Annotated in this window: 24 protein-coding genes; 7 read left to right on the top strand and 17 right to left on the bottom strand. The window is 41.1% G+C overall.

Features of this window, described 5'->3' with window-relative positions; genetic code table 11:
- Window positions 1–202 precede the first annotated feature (202 nt).
- Genes flhA through ICN28_RS04535 form a run of 4 tightly spaced genes read left to right on the top strand, consistent with a single transcriptional unit; the run spans window position 203 to window position 5,195 of the window.
- Window positions 203–2,302, top strand: a complete 2,100-nt coding sequence (gene flhA / locus ICN28_RS04520) for a flagellar biosynthesis protein FlhA (protein WP_216286529.1) — start codon at window positions 203–205, stop codon at window positions 2,300–2,302.
- Between the two features lie 9 nt (window positions 2,303–2,311).
- Window positions 2,312–3,682, top strand: coding sequence for a flagellar biosynthesis protein FlhF (gene flhF / locus ICN28_RS04525; protein WP_216286530.1), 1,371 nt, complete (start codon window positions 2,312–2,314; stop codon window positions 3,680–3,682).
- Window positions 3,679–4,485 (top strand): hypothetical protein, encoded by an 807-nt coding sequence (locus ICN28_RS04530; RefSeq protein WP_216286532.1) that lies wholly within the window; start codon window positions 3,679–3,681, stop codon window positions 4,483–4,485. Before flhF ends, ICN28_RS04530 begins: the two co-directional genes overlap by 4 nt.
- 8 nt (window positions 4,486–4,493) lie before the next feature.
- Window positions 4,494–5,195 (top strand): FliA/WhiG family RNA polymerase sigma factor, encoded by a 702-nt coding sequence (locus tag ICN28_RS04535; RefSeq protein WP_216286534.1) that lies wholly within the window; start codon window positions 4,494–4,496, stop codon window positions 5,193–5,195.
- Here ICN28_RS04535 and ICN28_RS04540 read toward each other — a convergent pair.
- The 9 genes from ICN28_RS04540 to ICN28_RS04580 form a co-directional block, all read right to left on the bottom strand.
- Window positions 5,192–5,923 (bottom strand): hypothetical protein, encoded by a 732-nt coding sequence (locus ICN28_RS04540; protein WP_216286536.1) that lies wholly within the window; start codon window positions 5,921–5,923, stop codon window positions 5,192–5,194. The two genes, ICN28_RS04535 and ICN28_RS04540, sit on opposite strands and share 4 nt — an antisense overlap.
- A gap of 93 nt (window positions 5,924–6,016) precedes the next feature.
- Complete coding sequence (locus tag ICN28_RS04545) at window positions 6,017–6,406, bottom strand: hypothetical protein (protein WP_216286538.1); 390 nt, start codon at window positions 6,404–6,406, stop codon at window positions 6,017–6,019.
- Window positions 6,407–6,418: 12 nt separating this feature from the next.
- Window positions 6,419–6,751, bottom strand: a complete 333-nt coding sequence (locus tag ICN28_RS04550; RefSeq protein WP_216286539.1) for a hypothetical protein — start codon at window positions 6,749–6,751, stop codon at window positions 6,419–6,421.
- Window positions 6,752–6,768: 17 nt separating this feature from the next.
- On the bottom strand, window positions 6,769–7,497 hold the full coding sequence (flgA, locus tag ICN28_RS04555) for a flagellar basal body P-ring formation chaperone FlgA (protein WP_216286540.1): 729 nt from the start codon (window positions 7,495–7,497) through the stop codon (window positions 6,769–6,771).
- A 17-nt stretch (window positions 7,498–7,514) separates the two neighbouring features.
- Window positions 7,515–8,753 (bottom strand): hypothetical protein, encoded by a 1,239-nt coding sequence (locus tag ICN28_RS04560; RefSeq protein ID WP_216286541.1) that lies wholly within the window; start codon window positions 8,751–8,753, stop codon window positions 7,515–7,517.
- A gap of 2 nt (window positions 8,754–8,755) precedes the next feature.
- Entirely contained in the window at window positions 8,756–10,336 is a 1,581-nt protein-coding gene (locus tag ICN28_RS04565; RefSeq protein WP_216286542.1) for a hypothetical protein, read from the bottom strand.
- Window positions 10,329–10,712: a hypothetical protein gene (locus tag ICN28_RS04570; RefSeq protein WP_216286543.1), complete on the bottom strand. Its 384-nt coding sequence runs from the start codon at window positions 10,710–10,712 to the stop codon at window positions 10,329–10,331. The genes ICN28_RS04565 and ICN28_RS04570 overlap by 8 nt, the downstream gene beginning before the upstream one ends.
- Complete coding sequence (locus tag ICN28_RS04575) at window positions 10,713–11,783, bottom strand: site-2 protease family protein (protein WP_216286545.1); 1,071 nt, start codon at window positions 11,781–11,783, stop codon at window positions 10,713–10,715. It lies immediately after the preceding gene.
- Window positions 11,784–11,805: 22 nt separating this feature from the next.
- Window positions 11,806–12,576 (bottom strand): hypothetical protein, encoded by a 771-nt coding sequence (locus tag ICN28_RS04580; RefSeq protein WP_216286547.1) that lies wholly within the window; start codon window positions 12,574–12,576, stop codon window positions 11,806–11,808.
- Window positions 12,577–12,664: 88 nt separating this feature from the next.
- Between ICN28_RS04580 and coaE the strand changes: the two genes are divergently transcribed.
- Window positions 12,665–13,330, top strand: a complete 666-nt coding sequence (gene coaE / locus ICN28_RS04585; RefSeq protein WP_216286549.1) for a dephospho-CoA kinase — start codon at window positions 12,665–12,667, stop codon at window positions 13,328–13,330.
- Window positions 13,331–13,372: 42 nt separating this feature from the next.
- Window positions 13,373–14,125 carry a cell division protein ZapD gene (gene zapD / locus ICN28_RS04590; protein WP_216286551.1) on the top strand — a complete coding sequence of 251 codons (753 nt, stop codon included), beginning with the start codon at window positions 13,373–13,375 and terminating at the stop codon, window positions 14,123–14,125.
- A gap of 24 nt (window positions 14,126–14,149) precedes the next feature.
- On the opposite strand, the gene mutT is transcribed toward zapD, so the two are convergent.
- Genes mutT through secA form a run of 4 tightly spaced genes read right to left on the bottom strand, consistent with a single transcriptional unit; the run spans window position 14,150 to window position 19,513 of the window.
- Window positions 14,150–14,581 carry an 8-oxo-dGTP diphosphatase MutT gene (mutT, locus tag ICN28_RS04595; protein WP_216286552.1) on the bottom strand — a complete coding sequence of 144 codons (432 nt, stop codon included), beginning with the start codon at window positions 14,579–14,581 and terminating at the stop codon, window positions 14,150–14,152.
- Window positions 14,581–15,441 carry an ATP-binding protein gene (locus ICN28_RS04600; RefSeq protein WP_216286554.1) on the bottom strand — a complete coding sequence of 287 codons (861 nt, stop codon included), beginning with the start codon at window positions 15,439–15,441 and terminating at the stop codon, window positions 14,581–14,583. The genes mutT and ICN28_RS04600 overlap by 1 nt, the downstream gene beginning before the upstream one ends.
- A 37-nt stretch (window positions 15,442–15,478) precedes the next feature.
- The gene (gene argJ / locus ICN28_RS04605) at window positions 15,479–16,714 is read right to left on the bottom strand and encodes a bifunctional glutamate N-acetyltransferase/amino-acid acetyltransferase ArgJ (RefSeq protein ID WP_216286556.1); all 1,236 of its coding nucleotides are present in this window, start codon (window positions 16,712–16,714) and stop codon (window positions 15,479–15,481) included.
- Window positions 16,715–16,771: 57 nt separating this feature from the next.
- On the bottom strand, window positions 16,772–19,513 hold the full coding sequence (gene secA, locus ICN28_RS04610; protein WP_216286558.1) for a preprotein translocase subunit SecA: 2,742 nt from the start codon (window positions 19,511–19,513) through the stop codon (window positions 16,772–16,774).
- A gap of 7 nt (window positions 19,514–19,520) precedes the next feature.
- Between secA and ICN28_RS04615 the strand changes: the two genes are divergently transcribed.
- The gene (locus tag ICN28_RS04615) at window positions 19,521–20,030 is read left to right on the top strand and encodes a hypothetical protein (RefSeq protein WP_216286560.1); all 510 of its coding nucleotides are present in this window, start codon (window positions 19,521–19,523) and stop codon (window positions 20,028–20,030) included.
- A 28-nt stretch (window positions 20,031–20,058) separates the two neighbouring features.
- Here the strand turns inward: ICN28_RS04615 and lpxC are convergent, their stop codons facing one another.
- From lpxC to ftsA, 4 genes are all read right to left on the bottom strand, one after another.
- The gene (lpxC, locus tag ICN28_RS04620; protein ID WP_216286562.1) at window positions 20,059–20,973 is read right to left on the bottom strand and encodes a UDP-3-O-acyl-N-acetylglucosamine deacetylase; all 915 of its coding nucleotides are present in this window, start codon (window positions 20,971–20,973) and stop codon (window positions 20,059–20,061) included.
- A 46-nt stretch (window positions 20,974–21,019) separates the two neighbouring features.
- Window positions 21,020–21,520 carry a peroxiredoxin gene (locus ICN28_RS04625; protein WP_216286564.1) on the bottom strand — a complete coding sequence of 167 codons (501 nt, stop codon included), beginning with the start codon at window positions 21,518–21,520 and terminating at the stop codon, window positions 21,020–21,022.
- A 160-nt stretch (window positions 21,521–21,680) separates the two neighbouring features.
- A complete protein-coding gene (ftsZ, locus tag ICN28_RS04630) occupies window positions 21,681–22,979 on the bottom strand; it encodes a cell division protein FtsZ (RefSeq protein WP_216286566.1) in 1,299 nt (432 codons plus the stop codon).
- 54 nt (window positions 22,980–23,033) lie between these two features.
- Window positions 23,034–24,263, bottom strand: coding sequence for a cell division protein FtsA (ftsA, locus tag ICN28_RS04635; RefSeq protein WP_216286906.1), 1,230 nt, complete (start codon window positions 24,261–24,263; stop codon window positions 23,034–23,036).
- Between the last annotated feature and the right edge of the window lie 2 nt (window positions 24,264–24,265).

The following is a 24,265-nucleotide window of genomic DNA, read 5'->3' on the forward strand; positions in this document are numbered from 1 at the left end:
AAATAGCCCTTTAGCTAATAAAAGTGGGATTTATATGGCAGAAATGCTCAAAACAGGCTGATTAGCCCTATTTTTCATAAGAAATTTGCCTAAGATCAGTTAGAATTGGTCTTATTAATCAATGGTAATTTTTATTATTACTGTCATTTTTGGCATTAATAATTAGTAATTATTTTTTAGGTCTATCTAGGCGCTTTAATTTATGGCTTTTTTTGGTATTTCTTTACAGCGCTTACCGACACCCTCGGCCTCCGCAGCGATACCCATATTAGTTTTACTTGTTCTAGTAATGATGCTGGTTCCACTACCAGCACTTTTGCTTGATATATTGTTCACCTTCAATATTGCGGTGGCTATCATGGTTTTGATATTGGCCATCAATATCAAAAGCTTTAAGGATTTTGTTGCTTTTCCAACCGTTCTCTTACTAACAACCCTTTTAAGACTCTCTTTAAACGTTGCGTCTACTCGTGTCGTCTTAATTGAGGGACACACCGGTCCCGGTGCTGCCGGTAAAGTCATTGAAGCTTTTGGTCAGTTTCTGATTGGCGGCAACTTTACTGTTGGTATTGTGATTTTTATCGTAATTACCATCATTAACTTTGTGGTGATTACAAAAGGTTCAGGGCGAGTGGCCGAAGTTTCCGCACGTTTTGCCTTAGATTCCATGCCTGGCAAACAAATGGCCATTGATGCCGATCTTAACGCCGGCATCATTAAACAAGATGAAGCCCGTGAAAGACGAAATGACGTCGCCCAAGAAGCTGATTTTTATGGCTCCATGGATGGTGCATCAAAGTTCGTTCGTGGTGATGCTGTTGCTGGAATCATGATTTTGCTAATCAACTTGATTGGTGGCGTCATTGTTGGTGTTCTGCAATACAACCTGGATTTTGGTACTGCATTTAAAACATTTGCAGCACTATCCGTTGGTGATGGACTGGTAGCGCAAGTTCCAGCCCTGATCATTTCAACAGCTGCAGGTATCTTGGTAACGCGAGTTGCAACAGAAGATACTTTCTCGGAACAAGTTGGTAAACAGTTCGGCACCAACAGCACAAGCTTGGCAGTTGCTGCCGTGATTTTGGGTGTGCTCGGTATCGTGCCTGGAATGCCACATGCTGTATTTTTGACATTTGCCGTGGTATTTGGTGGATTAGCATGGGTTATCAAAACAAAAATTGCTAAAAAATCTGCAACAGCTGCAGCTGTTGCAGCAACACCATCCATCCGCGAAGAACTTGATTGGAAAGATGTTCCAGTTATTGAGCCACTTTGCCTAGAATTACCTTACCGCCTTATTTCTTTAGTTGAAAAAGGTGATGACAGTGATCTAATCAAACGTATTCGAGCCATTCGTAAAAAATTTATCGGCGATGTAGGCTTCCTTACTCCCTCTGTTCATATTCGAGATAACCTTCAGCTCCAAGCTGAGACTTATCGTTTTTTACTATATGGCGCTGAGATAGGTCGAGGTCAATGTTTACCGGATAAGTTACTAGCCATTCAACCGGCTGGTGCAGAAGATATTTCTGGCATTAAAGTGACTGACCCAACATTTGGAATGCCTGCTATTTGGATCAACCGCACTCAACGAGATGAAGCCATTACCAAAGGCTATACAGTGGTTGAGCCAGCCGTAGTTCTTGCCACGCACCTAGATCATCTTGTACACAAACATGCTCATGAATTACTCGGTCGTCAAGAAACTCAAGATTTGCTAGAACACTTTAAGAATAGTTACCCCAAGTTAGTGGAAGACGTTATTCCAAAAGTTGTGACGGTTGCTAACCTACAAAGACTCCTTCAATTATTACTAGAAGAAGGTGTCCCCATTAAAGACTTAAGAACTATTCTTGAGATTGCTGGGGAAGTTGCTCCGAAATTACCTGAGCCACAAGATATGCTTCAGCATATTCGTTTCGCTCTTAGAAGAACTATTGTTCAAGAAACATTTGGCGACTCAATCAATTATTCCGTATTGGGTATACAACCAGAGTTTGAAAGACTGATTGACCAAGCCATTGGCAATAACTCAGTAGCGCCTGACGGTGTTATTGAACCAGGCTTAGCCAGACTATTTGGTGAAGAAGTTATTCGCGGAGTAGACGCACTTGAAAGTCTTAACTTGCCACCGGTGATCGTTTGCAGCACCAGATGCCGTTTGACCTTCTCAAGGTTGGCTAAAAGAGTGCGGCCTCAAGTTATTGTTTTAGGTATGGGTGAACTACCACCAACCTCTAATTTATCTTACTATCAAGTACTGTGCTCACAAGCTGCGCCTAACACTAATCGAGGTTAACGAATCATTATGGGACCGCAAAAATTTGTTGCCGCCAACTCAGCTGAAGCTCTAAGAATGGTTAGAGAAAAGATGGGGTCTGATGCGATGGTGCTTTCAACTAAAGATGTTCCAGAAGGGGTTGAAATTGTTGCTATCTCACCGGATGCACTATCTTATCTAGCCAATCAGAAAACTACTTTTCCATCAACTCAGGCTAAGACTTTTACTTCAGAGCCACCCCTTGAAAAGAAGCCAGGCTCTATTCCTAACCTAGGTGGTTTAGTCATTGCAGATGTTCTGCAAAACAGCTCAAGGGCAAGAGGTTTAGATCGCAGCCCAGTCATTCAACCCAATAACCTTCAGCCAACCAATCATTCTGACAATTCAAAATTAGCGGGTCACTCACCCAGCCCTAATGAGTCCCCAAGAGTTGAACGCTTAATTGCTGAAGTAGAAGAAGTTAAAAAAATGCTGCAGTCGCATCTAGCGACGAACTACTGGGGCAACATGCAACAGCAAGCAGTTAACCAAGCCGAAGTTACAAAAGCTTTATTGAGTGCTGGTTTTTCACCTAAGTTGTGCGCACAATTGGTTCAAGATTTAACTGAAGAAGGTGACGTAAAGAAACTACTTCATCAAGCTCAACTCAAACTTGAGGGCATGATTAAATTAGTCGACCCAATTACCGCTTTTGATCAGGGTGGTGTTTTTGCTTTTATTGGCCCAACTGGGGTGGGTAAAACTACAACGGTTGCAAAAGTTGCTGCTCGATGTGTTCTTCGATATGGACGAAATCAAGTTGCCTTGTTAACGACTGATACTTACCGTATTGGAGCTCAAGAACAGTTAAAGGTTTTTGCAAAAATTCTTGGTCTACCAGTTGTCTCTCTTCGAGATAGTGAAGATTTGGCATCAAAAATTGATGAGCTATCACAAAGAAAAATTATCCTCCTTGATACTGCAGGTGTGAATCAACGCGACGTTCTCATGATCGAACAATCACAACTTCTCAAAGAAGGTTCACGTCATGCCCACCGCATCTTGGTCATGAGTTCTACGACAGACTTAAGAACTCAAGAAGACGTCATCATGCTCCACAATCAAGCATCCAAGGAAGGTGATCAATCTAGTATTCTAGGTGCCATCATTACTAAAACTGATGAAGCAGCCCAACTAGCCCCTGTATTAGATTGCCTCATTCGACATCAGCTACCCCTGCTATTCTTATCTAATGGGCAACGAGTTCCCGAAGATTTAAGTCAAGCGAATATCCCTTACCTTGCGCATAGAGCCATGCATCCACGACATTTAGGCAATAATTTAAATGTCAATGATGATCAAGTACCGGCACTCATGGCAGACCATCTTAACGACTGGACTAAAAAGAACTTCTCATGAACCCAGATAGCCCAGCAAGTATTAGCGCCACAGACCAAGCGGAAGGCTTAAGAAACATTTTTGGCCAACCTTATGCCAAGGCTTATGTGTTGGCAAGTGCTTTAGATGCTGATAGCACTGTTGCGATTGGCTTAGGCACCGCACACTCACTTCGTAAAGCGGATCATAAAGTCCTATTGATTGATGAAGTACCTCTTAACCAACGTCAAGGGTTAGCGGGATTTTCCTATCCTGTGCAATATGACTTAGGACAGGCTTTTTCAAATCTAATTGGAATTGAAAAATGCATACGCGAGGTCGATGAAAATCTTTGGTTTGCAAGTAGTGCCAGAATTCATCAGTACTTTAAAACTAAAAAAACAAGAGGCCCTGCTCTTGATATTCGTCTGCATCAACTAGGGATGAATATTGATTATTTTGTCATAGCAACAACTGACCCATTTAATCCGGTTCTTTCGCTTTACAGCAAAGAAATTAATTACATTGTCATAGCCTCTGTGAATAGCGACTCTTTGGTTAAAACCTTGGGACTTATTAAGGAGCTCACATTAACTGGAACAGAAAAACCAATTCCAGTCATGATGGTTGGCGGCCTTGATCGAAAAGAAGGTGAGCAAGCCTTTGAAAGACTAAAGACTGCAGCAACACAATACCTTGAACAGCCCATTGAACTGCTCTGCTGGGTAGGTGCAACATCCCTAGGTGAATTATCCACCCAAGAAACTGATACAACTGTGAAAAAGAAAGACCTCCTCTTGCCAGCTGGCCTTTTCAAACAGATGGCTAACAAAATAGCAAGTTAAGTCTTAGTATGCGTCCTCGCTCGGCCAACCCGTACAACAGCCATAATCTTGATGAGGCGATTAAGACTCACACCCCTCTTGTCAAAAAGATCGCTCACCACATTGCATCACGTCTTTCTGCTAACGTCGAAGTAGATGATCTTATTCAAGAGGGTATGACTGGCTTATTAGATGCCTTACAACGTTATGAACCGCAACCCAATCTCAGTTTTGAAGTGTATGCAAAAACTAGAATTAGAGGTGCTATTTATGATTCTTGTAGAAAAAATGACATTCTTCCAAGACATCAAAGAGATCAAGTCACATCCTTAGAAAAAGTAACTCGTTCACTCGAGCAGAAATTGGGGCGACCAGCAGATGATTTAGAAATAGCAGAAGCAGCAGGTCTTAGCTTAGATGACTATTTTGCAGTGATTGGCAGCATGGTTAATTTGATGCCATTAGATGACTTGCCAGAAGACATGCTGCCATCAGATCACGCCAATGATCCAATGCGCTTAATCTCGATGAAGCAAATTGCTAGTCAGATGGAGGCCACTCTTAAAAATTTGCCTGAAAAAGAGCAATTAATCATGGCCTTACACTATCAAGAAGAGCTATCGTATCGCGAGATTGCGGTTGTGATGCAGTTGACTCCCGGAAGGATCAGCCAGCTTCACACACAGGCAATGATTCGCATCCGCTCAGATCTTAAGAAAGATTTGAGTTAATTAAATAGCGCACTAATTTCAAGTGTCAAAACCGATCCCGGTGGGTGAAGCTTTTTAATATTATTATTTTTATGTGCGGCTTTACATTCTTCGAATGAGTTAAACACCTTCAAGAACCCATCGGATTCGACAGCCACATGGTCACTAAAAAACATGAGATACAACACTTCTTCTTCCTGCTTAACTGAGAAGAACTTATTCTTCACCAACTCCTGAATGCTTAATGCTTTGTAATCAAAAGCATTATCTGGCAATCTTGCAGCTAACAATTGCCCCCTAAAATAATTTTGATATTTTTTATCTTCTACTATCTCACCTTTAACTTCCGAATCGATTGAGATCTCTGTTTGTGTTGTTTTTTTCTCTTCTATTGCTAATTTTTTTAATTTTGAAAAGATACTTTCAAGTTGCTCACCTTGAATATCAACCAATCTATACGATGAAACATAAGCTCCTGCAAAGCAAACAAATGCGATAAATAAGTAAAAAGTAACGGTGTTTTCAGAGACTGATTGGATGTTTTCTTGGTTAAACATCTTAATGACTGCTGCAGAAAAAATAATCGCTGAAATACTAGCTATATGGCGCCCTATTTTAGCGATGCCTCTATTGGTGGCTGTTTTAATGAAGATAATTCCAAGGGCATAAAAGAATAGTACGCCAGGCGCCTGCATGGGCATTAAATAGGTCAATAAATAAATCAGGGCCTCAGAAAAATTATTATTCATGTTGTATCTTTTTCAATACCTTTAAATAACTTTGCTTCGCTAATTTTTATTTTATTGGGAACTAGCTCCCCTTACCTGATACTTTTGATGCCCCTACACCTTACGAGACAATACGCCACCCGTTAGATTTGGAATACTGCCGGAACTTGAGTAGGTTGCAGAGTCTGATTGTTGAGCCATAAATGCCTGAAGAGCTGCATTTTTTTGCATCGCCAATTTGATCAACTCACCGTTAATCTGATGATCCACTCCAGCCTTCTGCAACTTCTCTTCTATTTCTGTTTTCAAGTGTTCATCAAGTAAAGAGATATCCTTCTTTAACTGTTCAACGCCACCTGGATATGAGTTCATCTGATCAAGTGCTGCTTGAGCTTTTGCTAGCGCATCGGCTAGATCATCCATTCGATCTTCTTCAAGAACTGCTCTCAAAAAAGATACGGCTTGAGCTACTTGATTAACTTGTGTTTGAATTGCACTAGACACTCGAATCGGTCTTTAATTGTTTTTTGATCGATCAATAGCAGAGACAGCGTCTTTGAGCATTTGCTCTGCTATCTTAGGGAAATCCATTTTGAATTCACCTTTTTCAATTAATTCACGAATTTTAGATAAGGCTTCAGTTTCTGAAATTTGATGAGCTAATGTACTTGCTGGTGCGTTAGTTGTTTGAGCAACTGACGAATTAATCCCGATATTGACCGCGGGTGTTGCTGAAGGTCCAGCGGATTCACCACTGCTGACATTTGACTTTTTTGAATCAACAGGAGATCCGACGCCTTTTTTAGCATCAGTTGTTGTTACTAGAGGTCTGCTGTCATTAATCTTCAAACTTAACTCTTCTCTTATTAATTCACATTAATTTCTACTGCCCCGGGTGAGCTGATTGTCCCTTGGAGAACCTGACCATCCGGTAATTTAACTTTTATTATCTCATTAATTGAACCGGATGATTGAGCAATTCCCTCACCTGTTGCTTGAAAACCGGCCCCAATCACCTGGACTCTGACTCGATCTCCTACCTTTATTACGGATGGTTCCTTTAAATTGTTTAGCGAAATATAGGACCCCGCCTGAATAGCCCTAACAGCTTGCCTACCCGTTGCCTCATTAATAGAGCGAACCACATCATCTGGAAGCGAACTCAAATCTCCTTCGATTATGCGGACGTCAGCAGGTGATATTCTATATCCAGAATTGATAAACTTGGTAGTGAGTACATACTCACCAAATACTAAAACTTTGATGGGTAATGATATAAACCAACCTTTTCCAGTCTGACAGCGCAGCTGTAAGTTAACCCGCCCCCAAGGTCTTACCCGGGCGGGCAAAGCAACATCAATTGGGCCAGCACAGTTTGGCAGCTTGATTTTTGAGTCAATATACTCAATATCCACCTTTAATCCAGCCATTGTTGGGTGTTTTGATACAAATTGACGTATTGATTTATCCAAGGAAAGTGGAATTTGCGTTTGGGCATACCCCAAAGTACCAAAAGTAAGCCCTAAGCTCATGAATAAGCTCATAAAAAAAGCTTTTCTAAAGCTTAGAAACCTTATTGAAAAACGTTGAGCCATCACTTCTCTAACCTTCCTCATGCGGTCCTTTTTAAGGAGATCCAAGAGTATGGACGATTAGCGTGATCTATGGCAACACCGCGCAACCATTCTGGTCCGGTTAATAAACTAGGCAAGGCAAATACATTCATATTCGAAACTGGCAATAATTCCTCGGCATACAAAGTACAGCTTTGCAGGCCGCACATGAGAGTGATTTCTTTAGGACAACCCTCCGCACCCCCCAAGGCATCATATGTGCCTACTGTGTTGAGAACATTGCCGACGGAAACCAACTGCGCCCAGCTAACAACAAATTGATCAGCCCCTCTCATAAACGAGATTAGCCGCATTCTTTTTAAACTACTTGGAATAATTAATCGAACAGATTGATTAACAAATTCTAGACGTCCTGAAAGATTGGCTACCAATTGACCTGCATTTTCTAACTCTAAAGGGCTTGGAGAGACATTTTGCAAATCAATGAATAAAGTTAAAGCTTGCTTTGAGACTCTTAATAGTGAAGCCTTAGGCAGTATGCTTAAAATCGTAGAAAGAGCTTCCAACACATCAGCATCGGCCAAAATCATAGCCGCATCTACTTGCTCTGCTATTCCATCAAGATAATTAGCAAGATTTAATTGACCAAACTCTAAAAGAGCATCTTGGTGCTCACCTAACAAACTATCCACATCTTTTGGAGATGCTTGCTCAAAGACCAATCTGCGAATCCTTTGAACTGTATTAAGCGCATGCCTTCTTTGGGCCAGCAGAATTGCCCCAGAATATAAACTGGAAACTTGAGATGGCTTTGTCGGGCTGGGTTGCTGCGAATCTACTGCATTTATTTGCCATGATTTTGATGTCGCAGGCATGACATCAGAATTAGGATTGAGATTAAATTGATTTTTAAGTGGTTCATTTAATTGAGACAAATCCAACATGCTATTAGCTAACTTTTGAATTTCGTCAATTTGATCAGGAATAATCACCACGTCATCTGTTGCAGCCAAGACATCAAGAGCTTTTTTTAGAAGCTCTACCAACTGGTACGTCACAGGTAAAACTGATTGTTGCTCTTGAGATAGTTGCCTAGCGATATCAGCAGTAATAGCGCTAAGCTGCAATAAACCAACGCTACTCAGGGCATCTGCCAGATCTCTTGCATGCAATGCTGCTTGCAACAAGTCTGGCCGATCTCTTTCAATAGAAAGAATTAAACCATCAAATGAGCGATTAATATCAGTAACGAAAAGTGTTAAAAAGTCGTTAGCCACAACTAAGCATCCAATCTAAAAGATGAGGTGCTCCTAGGTTCAGACTCAAAATTTTCCCCATGAATAGCATGTTCAAGCGCGTCACTCATTTCTTCTAAAACGCCATCCATACGTTCAATTTGCCTCTCCCATTGAGTGAGCGCCAAAATAAGACCCTCAGACTCTCGGCTAATCTTATGCAAATCATTTTTCTCCATACCTTGCTTGTATGCAAAGGCTTGTTTGATTGACGTATCAACTTGCACTAGATTTTGCTCTAAGTTATCAACTATGGCACTTATCCTGATGCATTGATCTGCCACATTGCCACCCGATGAGATACCGGAGTTAGATAAAGACATTTGTATCGTTTGTTCACGTAAAGCTACAATTTCTTGACGCATTCTTAATAATTCCGTCTCAACAAGATTCATCGGCTTAAGAGCATCCACACGATCTCTTTGACCAGATAAACTCGCTTCAGTAAGAACCCCATGAAAACGTTTTAACGCTTTTAAAACCTTACCCCCAAGATCAGAAACCTGGTTCACAGCAATTTGGGTGTACGGCAAAATATCTTGTGTTTCTCGCAAGAAACTCACTTTTTTAGAATGCCCGATATCTTGAATATCGATATCGCTGTAACTCTTACGCCTATCACCAACAACAATAACGATTAACGCTCCCACGATTGAAATAATGGTCAAGAGGTGAGTCATATCAAGAAATACTTGAGCATCACCACTGCTGACACTCGACTCCAGCGAACTTGCAATGGCATCATAAATATCTTTATCTTTTGTGAGATCCAAAACCTTATCTCGAGAAACCGTGAATTTCTCAAGCGCATCTGCATACTCTGCAGACCTGACCCATACTGGGGTCTTTTTCAAAACCTTATAAATATTCTCTTGAGCAGCATTAAATTTATTATCTTTATTCAAAGCCTCTAATATTGGCTTCTGATCAGCAGCCAATAGTAAAGATGATTGAAGCTGCTTTGTAGACTCAACATCACCGACATTATTAGTCCAATTTTGCAAAGCGATTGAAAGCGACGACATAGCTTCAGCTGTTTTTCTGAATGGAGAATCCGTACGTATACGATTAATATCAAGCAAAGACTTCTTAGATACATGGCTTATAGCTTGAGCAGCCTCCAACCCAGAACTTAGAGCAATAATACTTTTCTCAGTTGAAACCAAATTCTTCATAGCATCTCGAAGAAGAAAGATTCGAGCCTTAACGTGTTGATCGGATACTGGCTTTTCTAGAAGTAATTTTTCCAAAATTGGATCTATTTTTTCGGGACCAACAAGCTTTTCCAATTGCTTTTGCGCTCGATTAACTCTACTAAAGTAATCACTTCCAAGAGATTGAGATACCTCTACAACTTGCCTTGATAAATTAATTTTTTCAACATAAATTTTCACCTGTTCACTTTTTTGCAAAGCCTCGGCTGCTGAGGTATTTTTATGTCGCTCGATCATAATGGAAACACCAAATGAAGTTAGCGCACAAATTAGCAAAAATACTAAAAGTAACTTTCTACCAAAATCTTTTTTAGACAGCATTTCACTTAAAATTTTAAAAAAGTTAGTCATGCGTATTCTCCAGTAGACTCACCACATCAAGAACTTGATCCAAATAATGAATTTGATTTTCAAGATTGATGACGGCGTGAAACGGTCCAATTGTTTTCTGAACCCTAAAACCAATATCGGCATCTTCATTAGACTTTAAAACTATCACCCACGATGAAGGCTCTGATTCATTTTCCAGGGTCTTTAACTCAACTCCAAAAAGCTCGGCAGGTGACAGGAGAAAGACAGGTACTCCTTCATGCACTTCAAGGCCAAATGGCTTGGCCGGCGTCTTAAGCAAAACACTATAAAAAGCAGATGCAACAGCGCTCAATGGCAACGCCAACTTACGCTGATTAATTTCAAAACCCAACCATTGCTGTTGCTCTAACATCAATTAGCTTTCTAAATTTTGGTTAGACAAGAAACGTAAACGAATCACAAAAGCTGAAATACATAAAATGAACGCAGCAGCAAATCCAAGCAAAGCCTGTTGAAATGCTTTCATAACAGTCTCTTGATTGGAGATGTTGGATCGCAACTTACCATGGAACGCATCCATTTGATTTAAATACTTTTCATGATGCCAAGTTAGCATTCCAGTCGTATTTATTTTTTCATACTTATCTAAATCAAAGTTTTGATTGAACCCCATTGACATAAGACCGGAGATAAAAGTATTCAAACTAGATACGTAGTCTTTTTTAAGGCTTTCGCCTACAACCTTGACAAATTGCTCGTCAAATTGATTCGCTAAACTTACCCCATCCGATTTTGAGATGTAACTTAAACCATCAGGAATAACAAATAAGATCCCAATCTGATTAACTGAAAAATTTTCTTTTCCATCTGTTGAGGTAATTTGTAGTTGTTTTTTTCCGCGCGCGATAGAAAAAGAAAGCTGTTGAGTTGTTGTTGTATCAACTAATTGGTAAAAATCCCAGACCGAATTAATTGGTTCAACTCCAATCATTTTAATTTGATCGCCTGACTTGAAGCCCCAACCCTCAGCCAACGAACCTTTTTGGACGTGTGCAACTATTGGATTTATTTTTCTTAAAATAGTTTCAGCACGCTTATTCTCAAAACCCCTTAAATTGGAAAATATTTTTAGCAGGGTTTCTTCAGACGATTCCTGAATATTTAAATTAGATTTTTCAGTTTGAATTAATTTTTCTTTAGCTGCAGCAATGGGGTTACCAAGAGGTATTGTTTTGGGTAACTCATTATTCGCAACAGGATTTGTTGGGATTACTTTAGTTGAATGCTCAACACCCAATTCAAGAAGATAGTCTGTAAATAATGGATTCTTAATGGCAATTGATGCGTTCTCTTTTGTAAAGTCTAAGGTCTGTTGACCCAAGTAACCCATCCAAGCAGTAGCTAAAGCCAATATCAATAACGACAAGGCAAAAAACCAATAACTTAAACCTTTAATTTTTTTTATTTTTTTATTCTTGCTATACATTCTCATGGCTTTCTAGGTCATTCTATACAAATTGCTTTTTTAGTCTTTCGACGTCTTGGTGCTTAGCTCTCAAAACTAACTCCGCCTCTCTAACATCCATGAGCATGCGACAAGTTAATAAGTCCCGTAACCACGCTCCGGATTTCATTGCTATAACAGCTTCCTCAAGCAATATTTTTGACTCCGATTCCTCGGGCCTGACTCTAACAATCAAACAGGCGTCTTTATTACCATCCAACAGAGTGAGCTCCAAAAACTTCACTTGCGAATACTCGTGCCACTTTGAGCTAAGCACATAATCTCTGCTAAACAACTTAAATGCGACCCTGAGGCCAACATCCACAATTAATTGATCAACAAATAAATCGGTTAGTCCTATTTGCTTATGCCACTTTAGATCTTCAGCTTTAGCATCTGATTGCTTTTTAGGGTATGACCGAGTCTCTTCATATATCCTAAATAACGTTAATGGCAGTTGTTTTTTGGTAGCTAATTTTTTAGCTAATTCTGCATTGGCAGTGACCTGATAACGCTCTTGAGCTAAATTTTTCTGCAACATTTCAAAATCTCTATCTAAACTACCTTGAATGAGATTAATTTCTTCAAGCGCCTTTTTCCATAACGGGTCTTGCTCTGCAACTTGTTTTTCCAGCATTAACTCTGAGGATAAATTCTCTTCGCTCTTATTTTTAGAGTTTTTGTAAGCCCAAAGGCCAATAAAAAGGAGAGTTATGAAAATGCACAAACCGACTATGACATAGCCTAGATTATTAATTGGGTAAAAATCTTGCATTTAACTCTTTTATTATGATTAATATATACAAAGTATATTAAAAACAAAGGGAATCGGGGCGAAATGTGCCTCTAAAATAGGTAATTCAATGAATATATCAACCACTTTACCCTCCATAAAGGCTAAGCCCACCATTTTTCGGGTTGGATTAACTGGCGGCATTGGTAGTGGTAAAAGTGCAGCGGCCCACTGTTTAGAAAAATTGGGAGCCAAAATCATTGATTTTGACAAAATCGCCCATGAAATCACGGGGCCTAACGGTCAAGCCATGCCAAAAATTGCTGAAGTCTTTGGCTCAAGCTTTATTTTGCCTAATGGGGCTCTCAATAGAGAAAAAATGAGGCATGAAATTTTTCATAATTCTGGCGCCAAAGCTAGATTAGAAGAGATCACCCACCCCTTGATTAACCAAATATCAGATGACACCCTTGAAAAGGTTAGCTCACAAGCTAATTCTCCCTATGTTGTTTTTGTTGTGCCACTATTTTTTGAATCAGGCACTTGGTACCAGCAAGAGCCCCCAAGAATAGACCTGGTCGTTGTGGTTGATTGCCCAGAGGAGCTCCAACTATCTAGAGTTCAAGAGAGAAGTCATTTAGATAAAGCAACGGTACTTCAAATTATGGGTCATCAAATTAAGAGAGCCGACAGATTAAAGAAAGCCCAATTTATTATTGAAAATGATAAGGGTTTAGATCATCTAGAAATGCAGTGCCTAAATTTACACAATAAAATTCTTCAAAAAACTTCATAAAAACAGTTATTTCAAGGCTTTTTCAGTCTAGAATCGCTCCATATGATCATTTATGAGTATCCTTTCAATGAGCTAGTTCGAAGCTTGCTTCGACTAGAGTACTTATTTGATCGGTTCCATTACCATGTTGAAAAAGATGATGCGCGAGATATGCATCAAGCCATTTCGATTATTTTTGATTTAGGCGAAATTACAGCAAGAGCAGATTTGAAATCAAGTTTAATGAAAGAGCTTGACCGTCAAAAGCATAGCCTTGAGTCTCTTAAAAATCAAAAAGGTGTTGATCAAGCTATTCTTGATAAAACGCTTAATGAAATGAATGTCATTTGGAACAAAATTAATAACACCATTGGCAAACCCAATTCATTAATTACGGATAGCGAATGGTTGAACACAATTCGCACTCGCTTAAGTGTTCCAGGCGGTACAAGTCCTGTTGACTTGCCCTCCTATCATGCATGGCAATTTATCGATGCCCCCACAAGAAGGGACTCACTAAAATCCTATATGGCTCCACTGGAACCCTGGAGTGAAGCGAGTAGCATGTTCTTGAAATTGCTTAGAGAATCAAGTCAAGCGAGTAGCATGATTGCTACTAACGGGGCGTATCAACAAATGCTCTCTGGTAAAACTTATCAGTTAATGCGCATATCCATTAAAGATCCAAGCATCATCCCAGAAATTAGCGCTAACAAATACATGCTTTGGATTCGATTCATGGAGTGTGATGGTATTAGCAAACCTAAACCATTACCTAAAGATTATGAATTTAAAATGTCTTTGTGTAACTTTTAATCAAACTGTTACATCAAACTCAACTTATAAAATAGATTGAAGCTTTTTCAGAATAGGTAATGTTGCCGGCAAAATTGGTTGCAACTCTGAAGCTTCAATATGAGGAATGTCGGTTAAAGGCAACCAAGCAATTGCCTGATTTTCAAGACCCCTCAGTTCACCTTCCCAGTTACGAATTAAACAAACGTGTAAACGGACATAGGCGTGGGGATAATCATGCTCAATCGTTAAAAACTCTTTGGCATCCAAAATGCGAATGTTGATTTCTTCAGTTAACTCACGCTGAAGAGCTTCAAACAGGGATTCACCTGCTTCAATTTTTCCACCAGGAAACTCCCAATAGCCCGCGTAAGGCTTACCTTCTGGCCGCTGCCCCAATAAAACAGCGTCATCTTTTTTAAGCAAAACACCAACGGCTACCTCCACAATAGGTCGCCCTAATGAAGTATCTGCCATTAATCGTCCTGTTGACCTGCCCAGTGCCGTGCGAATTGCCATGCAACACGACCTGATCTAGAACCTCGCTCCAACGCCCAAATTAATGCCTCTGGTCTGGCTGCTTCGATCTGGGACTGATTTAAACCAAAGTGATTTAACCAATGTCCTACGATATCTAAATACTCATCTTGTTTGGGTGGGTAAAAAGAAATCCACAATCCAAAACGCTCTGATAAAGAAATTTTTTCCTCAACCACCTCACCCGGATGAATCTCACCATCCGATGTATGTCGATATGACTCATTATCAGTCATATATTCCGGCAAGAGATGGCGGCGATTAGATGTTGCATAAATCAAAATATTTTCAACTTGCGCAGCTACAGAACCATCTAATGCAGATTTAAGTGATTTATAACCTGACTCTCCATCTTCAAAAGATAGATCATCACAAAAGATAATAAATTTCTCAGGTCGTACTGCCAATAATTCAGTCAAGTCACCCAAGTCAGTGAGGTGCTCTTTATCAACCTCAACCAACCTCAAACCTTTAGCAGCAAACTCATTCAAACAAGCTTTGATAAGCGAAGACTTACCAGTCCCTCGAGCACCAGTGAGCAAAACATTGTTCGCTGGTTTACCAGCGACAAAATGCTTGGTGTTACTAAATATTTGATCCTTTTGACGATCAATATGCTGAAGATCTGCAAAGGAAATATCGGAGGTATGTTTAACAGCCTGAAGATAGCCTAACTTACCTAACAAAGTATCTTTACGGCGCCAACGAAATGCAACCGCCGAATTCCAATCAGCCTCAGATAACTCTTGAGGCATCCAGGCATCTAGTTTGGCTAATAAGCGATCTAATTTATCTGACATAAATAATAAGGTGAGTCACTAAACCAAGACTTCAGAGTTAAGAGCGATAGTCTGCATTGATTGAGACATACTCATGAGATAGGTCACAAGTCCAAATGGTTTGTGAGGCTTTCCCGCGTCCCAAATCAGCCTTTACTTGAATTTCAGACTTCTTCATTACGCGCTGACCATCCTCTTCTTTATAGTCGGGATGGCGGCCACCGTTTTTAGCAACCCAAACATCATCTAACCAGAGTTGAACACCGTTAACATCTAAATCAGCAATGCCTGCATATCCAATGGCAGCCAAAATACGGCCTAAATTAGGGTCGCTTGCAAAAAAAGCAGTCTTCACTAAAGGAGAATGTGCAATGGCTTCAGCAACCTGCTTACATTCTTCTTTATTCCTGCCACCATCAATTTGAATCGTGATGAACTTGGTTGCACCCTCACCATCACGCACAATCATTTGAGCAAGTTTTTGGCTAATCTCAGTAAGTGCTTTTTTAAATGCTTCATAAGCAACGCCAGAACTTGGAATCTCAAGACCAGACGCACCGGTCGCCATCACCACAAATGAATCATTGGTTGACGTATCACCATCAATCGTAATCGCATTAAAAGATACGTCTGCCACTTCCGTTGTTAATTTTTGCAATAAATCTTGTGCAATCTTGGCATCTGTAGCGACATATCCCAACATGGTAGCCATATTGGGATGAATCATCCCAGCACCTTTACTAATACCTGTTAGAGTGATCTGTTGACCATTGACCTCTATTTTTGTGGAGCAGGCCTTAGGCTGTGTATCCGTCGTCATAATGGATTCCGCAGCATTCAACCAGTTATCAGCCTTTAGCCCACTGATCGCTTGAGGCATACCGGCAATGACTTTATCAACTGGCAAAGGCTCAAGAATGACCCCTGTCGAAAAAGGCAAGACTTGCTCACGACGTATGCCTAAGAGCTTGGCTAATTCATCACAGGTTTTAATGGCATTCTGATACCCAGGCTCACCAGTACCAGCATTTGCATTACCCGTGTTAACTAAAAGTGCGCGGATTTGTAAATTTTCTTTTTGACTGACATTTAAGTGCTCACGACAAATTTGTACCGGTGCCGCACAAAAGCGATTTTTGGTAAATACACCAGCAACACTTGTACCTTCAGCCAATTCAAAAACCAAAACATCCTTACGTCCCGGCTTTTTAATTCCTGCTTCCGCAAAACCTAAACGTAAGCCCTCAACAGGATTTAAATCACTTGCAATGGGTAAAGGTGAATTAACTGACATGTGCACACTCTTTAATAAAGCAAAAAAATAAATAACTCGGCTAGCTACATTAAAAAATTAGCTGAGTTGACCATGACATTGTTTGTACTTCTTACCACTGCCACATGGGCATGGGTCATTACGTCCTACTTTAGATCCATTTTGAATAGGCATTGATGTTTCTGAAGATTCATCTTCTTCTGACTCAGAGTTGGCATGCTGATACTGCACGCCCTTCAAGTCACTCAATTCTTCTTGCATGGATTCGGATGCTTGAGCCAACTCTTCTGGAGTTTGAATCTTCACCAACATAATGGTTTTAGTCACATCCAGCTTCACAACATCTAATAGACGAGCAAACAATTCAAATGATTCTCTTCGATACTCTTGCTTAGGATCTTTTTGAGCATACCCTCTTAAGTGAATGCCTTGACGCAAGTGATCTAGGGCTGCTAAATGCTCACGCCAATTTGTATCAAGACTGTGCAAAGTGACTGAACGCTCAAAATTTGCAAATGAATCTCGGCCAACCATCTCAACCTTAGCTTGGTAAGCAGCCTCAGCAGCCTCAAGAACCTTAGTCAATAATTCTTCCGAATCTATTGATTCATCAGCATCAATTAAAGCCTGAAGGTTGATTGTTAGACCCCATTCATTGGCCAATAATTGCTGTAAACCAGGAATATCCCACTGCTCAATGACGGATTCTTGAGGGATATATTCAGCAAATAAATCAGAGAAGCAAGATTCGCGTAAATTAGCAATTAACTCGCCCACATCGCCTGTTTCTAGCACTTCATTTCTTAAGCGATAGATTTCTTTACGCTGATCGTTGGCGACGTCGTCATACTGCAATAGCTGTTTGCGTATATCAAAGTTTCGCGCCTCAACTTTGCGTTGAGCAGACTCAATAGAACGCGTCACCATGCCAGCCTCAATTGGCTCGCCTTCTGGCATCTTCAATCGATCCATGATTGATTTCAAGCGCTCACCAGCAAAAATTCTTAGCAGCGCATCATCCAATGACAAATAGAACCTAGATGAGCCTGGATCCCCTTGACGAGCTGCTCGACCTCTTAATTGGTTATCAACGCGGCGACTTTCATGACGCTCCGTACCGATAATGTGCAAACCACCTGCTTGCATCACCACATCATGCAAACCTTGCCATTCATCATGCAACTTTTGAATGCGTGTCTTTTTATCTTGATCCGATAATGTGTCATCCGCCTCAATCAATGAAGCCTGTTTTTCAACGTTACCGCCTAAAACAATATCCGTTCCACGACCCGCCATATTCGTGGCGATCGTAATCATTTTGGGACGACCTGCTTGAGCAATAATTTCAGCTTCTTTGGCATGCTGTTTCGCATTAAGAACCTGATGAGGCAATTGTGCCTTGTCTAAAAGAGATGAAATCAACTCTGAATTTTCAATAGAGGTTGTTCCAACTAAAACTGGCTGACCACGTTCGTAACAAGAAACAACATCTTTAACAACAGCGTTATAACGCTCCATCGAAGACTTATAAATTTGATCTTGCTTATCAATACGTGCATTGATTCGATTGGGCGGAATAATGACCGTCTCTAGACCATAAATCTCTTGGAACTCATAAGCTTCTGTATCAGCCGTTCCAGTCATACCACCCAACTTACCGTACATACGGAAGTAATTCTGGAAAGTAATGGTTGCTAAGGTGCGATTTTCATTTTGAATAGCAACACCTTCTTTAGCTTCAACGGCTTGATGCAAACCATCTGACCAACGACGACCATTCATTAAACGGCCGGTGAATTCATCAACAATAATGACTTCACCGTTTTGAACCACATAATGCTGATCTTTATTGAACAGCGTATGCGCTCTTAATGCAGCATAGACGTGATGCATCAATGTAATATTTTGAGGTGCGTATAAAGACTCACCTTCTTTAATTAAACCTAATTTAGTTAAAGCGTTTTCTGCTTTTTCGTGACCAGACTCCGTCAAGAAGACTTGGTGAGATTTTTCATCAACGATGTAATCACCTGGCGTAATGACGCCCGTACCATCTGCTTTTTCTTCGCCAAATTGTCTTGTCAAATATTGTGGCAAGGCATTCATGGTGACATAGACATCGGTGTGATCTTCTGCCTGACCAGAAATAATTAACGGTGTTCGTGCTTCGTCAATCAGAATCGAGTCAACTTCGTCAACAATGGCATAGGCCAAGCCACGTTGTACACGCTGGCCAACATCTTGCACCATGTTATCGCGGAGGTAGTCGAACCCAAATTCGTTATTTGTGCCATATGTAATGTCTGACTTATAGGCACTTTGCTTGGCATCATGTTCCATATTTGACAAATTAACGCCAACTGTCAAACCTAAGAAGTTATATAACTTAGCCATCCACTCAGCATCACGCTGCGCCAAGTAATCATTGACTGTTACAACATGCACACCTTGACCAGCAAGAGCATTTAGGTAAACAGGTAGGGTCGCCGTCAGTGTTTTACCCTCGCCCGTGCGCATTTCTGCAATTTTGCCTTGATGCAACGCCAAACCACCCACCATTTGGACATCGAAATGGCGCATGCCCATCACCCGCTTACTGGCCTCTCGAACGACCGCGAATGCTTCGGGCAGGATCTCATCCAAACGATGCCCAGAAGCCAGTTTTGCCTTAAATTCAGCTGTTTTTGCCTGCAATGCGGCATCGTCCAAAGATGCCATACTCTGCTCGAGAGCATTAATCTGAGCGACAATGCGCTTATATTGTTTTATGAGCCGATCATTTCGGCTGCCGAATATTTTCTTGAGAAGACCAGTAACCATGACTTTTATGAGGAAATTTAAGCCTCAAAGTTTAGCACCCAGACGGCCATCTGCGAATGCCCGTCAAGCTTTAGCTTGCGTTGAAGAAAATAGTCCCCTCAGCAACCTGCTTCAACAGGTTGAAAATAATCAGCATTTACAAAGAGCTTTAGCCTTGAGCCTCAATAAGAATGGGCTTGAGATGGCTATTCCTTATATTAAGCTAGGTGGTTTTACTGAAGATTCAGGGGAGTTAAAACTATTTGCCGTGAATGCTGCTGTGGCAACGCGATTACAACAAAAACTACCATCCATCCTATTTAATCTTCAAGAACAGGGTTGGCCAGCTCAAAATATCACCATTAAACAGTCCCCAGGAGGGGTTGGAATCAGCCCAGAAAAGGTGGTTTTACCCCCTGAATCTCGTCCTATTTTTAGTGAAAAAGCTCAAAACTCCTGGGCAAAGCTACTTCCAACACTAGAAGATGGGTCTCCACTGAGGCTTGCCGTAGAAAAACTATTGAAAAATGGGCAATAACCCATCAAAAGGGGTATTTGCCTAATTTTTAGGCAAATAATGGCTTATCTGTTTGTGAATAAGCCTTAGGTGCACTTTCTTCAGTGAAAGTTTTAATTTCAAAGGAGCTAGGATCAGCAAACATACTTCTTAAAAGCGCATTATTCATAGCATGACCCGATTTTTCAGCAATATAAGCACCAACAATAGGGTGACCCGCTAAATACAAGTCACCAATGGCATCTAATATTTTATGGCGGACAAACTCATCGTCATAACGTAATTCTTCGTTATTCAGGATTCGGTGCTCATCCAAAACAATCGCATTATCTAAGCTACCACCGCGCGCCAAACCCATTTCTCGCAAAGCTTCCACCTCATGAGCAAAGCCAAATGTTCTTGCTCTACCAATCTCACGAGCATAAGTACTGTCAGCAAAATCAATCACATGTCTTTGACCGGTCTTATCAACAGCAGGGTGTTTGAAATCAATTGTGAAATCTAACTTGTATCCATTGAATGGTTCTAAACGCGCTAACTTTCCAGCCTCTCTAACTTCAATCGCTTTTTTAATGACGATGAATTTTCTAGGGGCATCCTGTTCCTCTAAACCAGCAGATTCGATTAAGAAAAGGAAAGAAGCAGCACTACCATCCATGATCGGAATTTCTTCGCAATCTAATTCGATAATTAGATTATCAATACCCAAACCTGCACAACCTGATAACAAATGTTCCACGGTCGATACACGGGTGTCGCCATTTTGCAGAACTGTCGCCAATCTTGTATCTGTGACAGCATGAGCATCAGCCTTGATGTCTTTTGATTCAGTTAAATCAGTTCTTCGAAAAATAATGCCCGTATCAACTGGGGCAGGAAGGAGTTTCAGCGACACCTTGCGCCCAGTGTGTAAACCAATACCAACTGTTTTAACTGGGGCTGCAATGGTGCGCTGTTTCAACATATCAATTTATATTTTCGAATAAGCTTATTTAATGAGTTTGCTAGATTTAAAGAGCTTTAAGTGCTGAAGCAGCATCACTCACTTCAAACTGGCCTGGGCCTTCAACTGCTAAATGCTTAACAACACCATTATCAACAATCATCATGTAGCGATTTGAACGAACACCCATGCCGCGGGCAATTAAATCAAGCTCTAAACCCAACTTCTTGGTAAGCTCACCTGATCCATCAGCCATCATGCGAACAGTGCCATTCACTTTTTGATCTTTACCCCAAGCACCCATCACGAAAGCATCATTGACAGATACGCACCAAACTTCATCGACACCCTTGGCTTTTAACTCAGCAGCGTGAGCAACATAGCCCGGTACATGTTTTGCTGAACAAGTTGGCGTGTAGGCACCAGGTAAACCAAAAATAACAATTTTCTTACCTGCAGTTAATTTGCTGACTTCAAAAGCATTAGGACCGATTGCACAACCCTCTGTAGCAACGTCTAAATATTCATGAATAGTAGCGTTTGGTAATTGTTGTCCCACTGTAATCATTTTTATCTCCATCATTTTTAATTAATCAGTCATAACGAATATAAGCATTTTCTTGCTTAATGCTGATGGTATCGCATGCGTCGTCATTTCGCAGGAGGCGCGCCACCATCAGCATCGTTATGCCGTTGTTTTATATAGATATTCTTAATTACAGCTGATTTTAGTCAGCTTGCTTTCGTAAAAAAGCCGGAATATCGTAGTAATCAGCACCTTTATCCATCATCGCTTTTGCTTCAGGTGAGCTATTAGCGCCAAAACGCGTCTCAACTGATGAATCACGATTACTTCTAAATACCTTAGGTACGTCATACTGACTGTAATCAGTTGCCGAACTAGCTGGTGCTAGCGCTGCTGCTGGAGCTGCTGCAACACTGGCCATCGCCATAGTTGCAGAAGGACTCTGTGGTGCAAAAGCACTGAGGTCAGCAATCGTAGAAACAGCGTCATAAGTTCCAGTTGCCTGTGTATTACGCCAAATAACTTCAGGCTGTTGCTCTTTACGCTTACCACCGTTCAAGCCTGTAGCCACTACTGTTACACGCAAAGCATCGCCTAGAGTTTCATCGTAAACAGTACCAAAAATAACAGTAGCATCTTCTGCAGCATAACCACGAATAGCACCCATTACTTCACGTGTTTCTGATAACTTGAGTGAACGGCTAGCTGTAATATTAACCAACACACCACGAGCACCCGATAGATCAACACCTTCAAGCAATGGTGATGCAACTGCTGCCTCAGCTGCTAAGCGTGCACGATCCATACCAGATACAGTTGCAGTACCCATCATGGCTTTACCTTGCTCACTCATGACTGTTTTAACGTCCTCAAAGTCAACGTTAATTAGACCCTGCTCATTAATAATTTCCGCAATACCTGCAACAGCGTTATGCAATACATCATCTGCACAACCAAATGCCTTATCCATCTCAGCATCTTCACCCATGACTTCAAATAGTTTTTCATTAAGAACAACAATTAATGAATCCACATAGTTTTCAAGCTGATGAGCACCTGCTTCAGCAACTTTGCCACGCTTAGCACCTTCAAAATCAAATGGCTTGCTAATCACACCAACCGTTAAGATGCCCATTTCTTTTGCAACTTGGGCAACAATTGGGCCAGCGCCAGTACCTGTACCGCCGCCCATACCAGCAGTAATGAATACCATATGAGCACCTTGCAATGCATCTGCGATACGAGCTTTTGCTTCTTCAGCAGCAGCAGCCCCCACCTCAGGTTTAGCACCAGCACCAAGGCCTGTGGCACCCAATTGGATATTGAGACTTGCTTTAGAACGTTGAAGAGCACCTGCATCTGTATTCATGCAAATGAACTCAACACCTTGAACACCACGGCGAATCATGTGTTGCACAGCGTTACCGCCAGCACCACCAACACCAACCACTTTAATAATGGTTTTACCCGCTGGTTCTGCATCTAACATTTCAAATTCCATAACACCTCCTATTAACTACAGTTGACGACGACAAAAAGAAAACTAAAAACTAAATTAAAAATTACCCATAAACCATTCACGCATGCGCGCCACAATGTTTTGCAATGTTCCTGACTGCGCAATACGACGACCACGCACTAATTGCACGCGACCCTCCATTAACAAACCAAGTCCCGTTGAATAACGTGGGCTTCTTAAAATTTCACTTAAATGACCGCGGTATTCAGGCACACCTACTCTGGCTGGCTTAGCAAAAACTTCCTCAGCGATCTCAACGACTCCTGGCATCAAAGCCGTACCACCAGTTAAAACAACGCCTGATGAAACCAAATGCTCCATACCTGATTCCCGTACCACTTCACGAACCAAACTTAATAGCTCTTCAACACGAGGTTCAATGACTGCTGCAAGAGCTTGGCGAGACATAGAGCGAGACTCACGATCCCCCACTCCCGGCACTTCAATATTTTCATTAGGGCTTGCCATATCTTGGCGAGCAATACCGAAGTGAATTTTCAAATCCTCTGCTTCGATCGTAGGTGTGCGCAACGCCATTGCAATATCGTTCGTAATTTGATCACCAGCGATTGGAATAATTGCTGTATGACGGATAGCGCCTTGACTAAAAATAGCAATATCCGTTGTGCCGCCACCGATATCTACCAATACAACACCAAGTTCTTTTTCGTCTTCCGTTAATACCGCAACACTCGATGCAATCGGCTGCAAAATAAGATCGTTAACTTCTAGACCGCAGCGACGGACACACTTCACAATATTTTGTGCAGCACTAACAGCACCAGTCACGATATGCACTTTGACTTCAAGACGAATACCACTCATGCCGATAGGCTCACGCACATCTTCTTGTCTATCAATAATGAAGTCTTGCGTCAAAATATGAATAATTTGCTGATCTGTTGGGATATTGATGGCCTTTGCCGTCTCAATCACACGATCAACATCCCCTTGCGTAACCTCTTTATCTCTAATAGCCACCATGCCAGTAGAGTTAAAACTATGAATATGGTTACCAGCAATCCCAGCAAATACCTGAGCAATTCGGCGATCCGCCATAACCTCAGCTTCTTCTAAAGCTTTTTGAATTGACTGAACGGTTGCTTCAATATTGACAACAACGCCTTTCTTTAAACCTTTCGATGCAACCTGCCCCAAACCAATAACGTTAAATTGGCCATCTGGATTAAGCTCAGCCACCAACGCAACCACTCTGGATGTGCCAATATCTAATCCAACAATCAAATCTTTAGAGTCTTTACTAATTA

It is taken from the genome of Polynucleobacter sp. 30F-ANTBAC, from assembly GCF_018882385.1.
In the GTDB taxonomy this organism is placed as follows: domain Bacteria; phylum Pseudomonadota; class Gammaproteobacteria; order Burkholderiales; family Burkholderiaceae; genus Polynucleobacter.

Excerpts from the sequence above, each read along its gene's own strand:
- flhA (WP_216286529.1), top strand. The coding sequence starts at position 203 with ATGGCTTTTTTTGGTATTTCTTTACAGCGCTTACCGACACCCTCGGCC.
- flhF (WP_216286530.1), top strand. The coding sequence starts at position 2,312 with ATGGGACCGCAAAAATTTGTTGCCGCCAACTCAGCTGAAGCTCTAAGA.
- ICN28_RS04530 (WP_216286532.1), top strand. The coding sequence starts at position 3,679 with ATGAACCCAGATAGCCCAGCAAGTATTAGCGCCACAGACCAAGCGGAA.
- ICN28_RS04535 (WP_216286534.1), top strand. The coding sequence starts at position 4,494 with ATGCGTCCTCGCTCGGCCAACCCGTACAACAGCCATAATCTTGATGAG.
- ICN28_RS04540 (WP_216286536.1), bottom strand. The coding sequence starts at position 5,923 with ATGAATAATAATTTTTCTGAGGCCCTGATTTATTTATTGACCTATTTA.
- flgA (WP_216286540.1), bottom strand. The coding sequence starts at position 7,497 with ATGGCTCAACGTTTTTCAATAAGGTTTCTAAGCTTTAGAAAAGCTTTT.
- ICN28_RS04565 (WP_216286542.1), bottom strand. The coding sequence starts at position 10,336 with ATGACTAACTTTTTTAAAATTTTAAGTGAAATGCTGTCTAAAAAAGAT.
- ICN28_RS04575 (WP_216286545.1), bottom strand. The coding sequence starts at position 11,783 with ATGTATAGCAAGAATAAAAAAATAAAAAAAATTAAAGGTTTAAGTTAT.
- ICN28_RS04580 (WP_216286547.1), bottom strand. The coding sequence starts at position 12,576 with ATGCAAGATTTTTACCCAATTAATAATCTAGGCTATGTCATAGTCGGT.
- coaE (WP_216286549.1), top strand. The coding sequence starts at position 12,665 with ATGAATATATCAACCACTTTACCCTCCATAAAGGCTAAGCCCACCATT.
- zapD (WP_216286551.1), top strand. The coding sequence starts at position 13,373 with ATGATCATTTATGAGTATCCTTTCAATGAGCTAGTTCGAAGCTTGCTT.
- mutT (WP_216286552.1), bottom strand. The coding sequence starts at position 14,581 with ATGGCAGATACTTCATTAGGGCGACCTATTGTGGAGGTAGCCGTTGGT.
- ICN28_RS04600 (WP_216286554.1), bottom strand. The coding sequence starts at position 15,441 with ATGTCAGATAAATTAGATCGCTTATTAGCCAAACTAGATGCCTGGATG.
- argJ (WP_216286556.1), bottom strand. The coding sequence starts at position 16,714 with ATGTCAGTTAATTCACCTTTACCCATTGCAAGTGATTTAAATCCTGTT.
- secA (WP_216286558.1), bottom strand. The coding sequence starts at position 19,513 with ATGGTTACTGGTCTTCTCAAGAAAATATTCGGCAGCCGAAATGATCGG.
- ICN28_RS04615 (WP_216286560.1), top strand. The coding sequence starts at position 19,521 with ATGAGGAAATTTAAGCCTCAAAGTTTAGCACCCAGACGGCCATCTGCG.
- lpxC (WP_216286562.1), bottom strand. The coding sequence starts at position 20,973 with ATGTTGAAACAGCGCACCATTGCAGCCCCAGTTAAAACAGTTGGTATT.
- ICN28_RS04625 (WP_216286564.1), bottom strand. The coding sequence starts at position 21,520 with ATGATTACAGTGGGACAACAATTACCAAACGCTACTATTCATGAATAT.
- ftsZ (WP_216286566.1), bottom strand. The coding sequence starts at position 22,979 with ATGGAATTTGAAATGTTAGATGCAGAACCAGCGGGTAAAACCATTATT.